The organism is Arthrobacter sp. Y3225116 (assembly GCF_059091245.1).
Genome location: NZ_JBNHGL010000328.1, coordinates 1 through 2595 on the forward strand (window position 1 = coordinate 1; position 2595 = coordinate 2595).

Annotated in this window: 2 protein-coding genes; both read right to left on the minus strand. The window is 71.5% G+C overall.

The genetic code is table 11. The features are described 5' to 3' along the window. Nucleotides 1-1371: phosphoenolpyruvate carboxylase (locus AC5RV2_RS16870; RefSeq protein ID WP_494093292.1), on the minus strand; the 1371-nt coding region annotated here is incomplete at its 3' end. A gap of 287 nt (nt 1372-1658) precedes the next feature. After that, the gene (locus tag AC5RV2_RS16875) at nt 1659-2435 is read right to left on the minus strand and encodes an SDR family NAD(P)-dependent oxidoreductase (RefSeq protein WP_494093293.1); all 777 of its coding nucleotides are present in this window, start codon (nt 2433-2435) and stop codon (nt 1659-1661) included. Nucleotides 2436-2595 lie beyond the last annotated feature (160 nt).

A 2595-nucleotide genomic window follows, 5' to 3' on the forward strand; every position in this document is an offset into this window, starting at 1 on the left:
CGCCGCGGCCCCAACGGCCGCCGTCGCCCCGGCCGGGGTCCGCGCGGCATCGCGGGCGGCCAGCAGCGCCGCGACCGCCTTGTGGTGCTTCCCCGCGTTATCCCGAAAGTCCAGGGTGGCCAGGTGCAGCCCGATAGTCGAGACCGCCCGGCGCACAGCGGCCAGCGAACCGTCCGCCACCAACGACGCGGTGTGGGCGCGCAGGGATTGCTCGATCGGCGCCAGGTCGGCCAGCACCTCCGCCGTCGAGCTGTAGTCCCGCCCGGGCTCGTGCGGGAGCCGGCGCTGGATCCGCGCGCTGGTGTTGAGCAGCTTCGCCTTGATGCAGGTCAGTTTCAGCCGGTAAGGCTCGTTAGCGTTCAGCTCGCGCACCCTGGTGTCCAGGCCCGGCAGGTTCTCCAGGTCCCTGGCCACGGAGTCCAGCAGCTCGTCGCTGGCGGCCACGATCGTCATCGAGTTGGACAGGACGGCGATCAAGCTGTCCACGAAGCCGATGTTGATCCGCACCGCGTGCTGGTTCTGCAGCTGGAAGACCTCATGCGTCACGTCCACGGTGACCAGCGGGTTGCCGTCGCGGTCGCCGCCGATCCACGAGCCGAAGCGCAGCGGCGCCCCGTCGGCGGGCAGCGTCACGCTATGTTCGGAGAGCAGTTCGGCCAGGTCCCCCATCAGTTCCGGCAGGGTGTTGTTAAGGATGTTGCCCAGGTAGTAGACGGCGTTGCGCGCCTCATCCACCGGGCTCGGCCGCACGTGCCGCAGCTCGTCCGTCTGCCACATCTGGTCGATGATCTCGGCCAGCCGCCGGTCCTGCCGCCGCCGCGCCGTGCTGCCCTCCGCCGTCGTGGTGGACAGCAGGTCGGAGATGGCGCGCAGCTTGTCCAGCACGGTGCGGCGCGATGCCTCGGTGGGATGCGCGGTGAAGACGGGGCGGACGTCGAGCTGGTTGACCGCGCGCTGCAGCGCCTCGGGCCCCGCTTCCTCGGCAATCTGCGCCACGGTGCGCAGCAACTGCCCGTCTTCCTCCGGCCGGGCACGCAATTGGCGCACCCGATGCACCTGTTCGGCGGCGTTGGCCAGGTGGAAGTAGAAGGCAAAAGCCCGCACCAGGTCGGTGGCCTCGTCCACGTCCAGCCCCGCGAGCAATTCGCGAACCTGGTCGATCACCTCGCGGGCGGTCCAGGGCCCCGTGGCCTCGCCCTCGCCGCGGGCCGCTTCCTTGGACTCCTTGGTCAGCAGCCGCACCTGCTCCACCAGGTGAAGCAGCTCCGGCCCGTGCTGCCGGGCCAGCGATGCCCCCAGCAGCGTGCTCACCCGGCGCACATCGGCGCGCAGGCTTGAGTCGACATCCCGGTCGCGGGCGGCGTGCGGCATGGGTGCGTCCTTTCGCGTCCTGCGGGCGGCTGCGGCGGGCGTGCCGTTCCCGGGGACTCCAAGCATCGGCACGGTCCACCTCAAGCGTACGACGGCGGCGCCTCGCCTTTCGCCGACGGGTCCCGGGAGGCGCCGGTTGCCTAGGTGCCGCCCGGGGAGGTGCCGGTTGTCTAGGTGCCGTCCGTGAGGCGCCGGATACCTGGGCGCAGCCCGGGAGGCGCCGGTTGCCTGGGGTACCGCCCGGGACCTGCCGCGCCAGTTACTCCCCCGCTCACCGGACCCTTCGGTTACTTGGGCGCCATCCGGATCGCGCCGTCCAGCCGGATGGTTTCGCCGTTGAGCATCGAGTTGGCCACGATGTGCGCGGCCAACTCCGCATACTCGGCCGGTCGGCCCAGCCGGGACGGGTGCGGCACCTGCTGGCCCAGCGAATCCTGCGCCTGTTGCGGCAGCCCGGCCATCATCGGCGTCTCGAAGATGCCCGGCGCGATGGTGACCACCCGGATCAGCGAGCGCGCCAGTTCGCGCGCCAGCGGAAGCGTCATGGCAGCCACTCCGCCCTTGGAGGCGGCGTAGGCGGGCTGGCCTATCTGGCCGTCGAAGGCCGCCACGGAGGCGGTGTTGATGATGACGCCGCGCTCGGGCCCGCCCAGTTCGGTTTCCACGGGTTCGGTGGCGGCCATGGCGGCGGCGGCCAGGCGGATCACGTTGAAGGTGCCGACCAGGTTGACCTGTACCACCTTGGCAAACGCCTCCAGCGGCAGGACCCCGTCGCGGCCCAGCACCTTGCCGGGGGTGGCGACGCCGGCGCAGTTGACCACGATCCTCAGCGGCCCCAGCGCCGCGGCCGCCGCCACCCCCGCCTGCACCTGTTCTTCATTTGTCACGTCGGCGGGCGCGAACACGGCCCGGTCCCCGAATTCGGCGGCGAGCTCGTTCCCCTTCGAGCCGGGCAGGTCCATCAGCACCACCGACGCACCGGCGGCGTGCAACTTGCGGGCCGTCGCCGCCCCCAGCCCAGATGCTCCGCCCGTGATCAACGCTACGGTTCCGGCTACCTCCACTGGATCCTCCTCAGGGTCCTCAACGCTCATCTCTCCGGCCGCCTGCCTGCCGGCGGCACTGCACACCTCAGCCTAGTGTGGCCCGGCGCACACCCCGGCCACCGGCGGGGCGGACGGGCAGATTCCGGCCTGCGCCGCCCCCGATCCGCCGTTAGGCTGG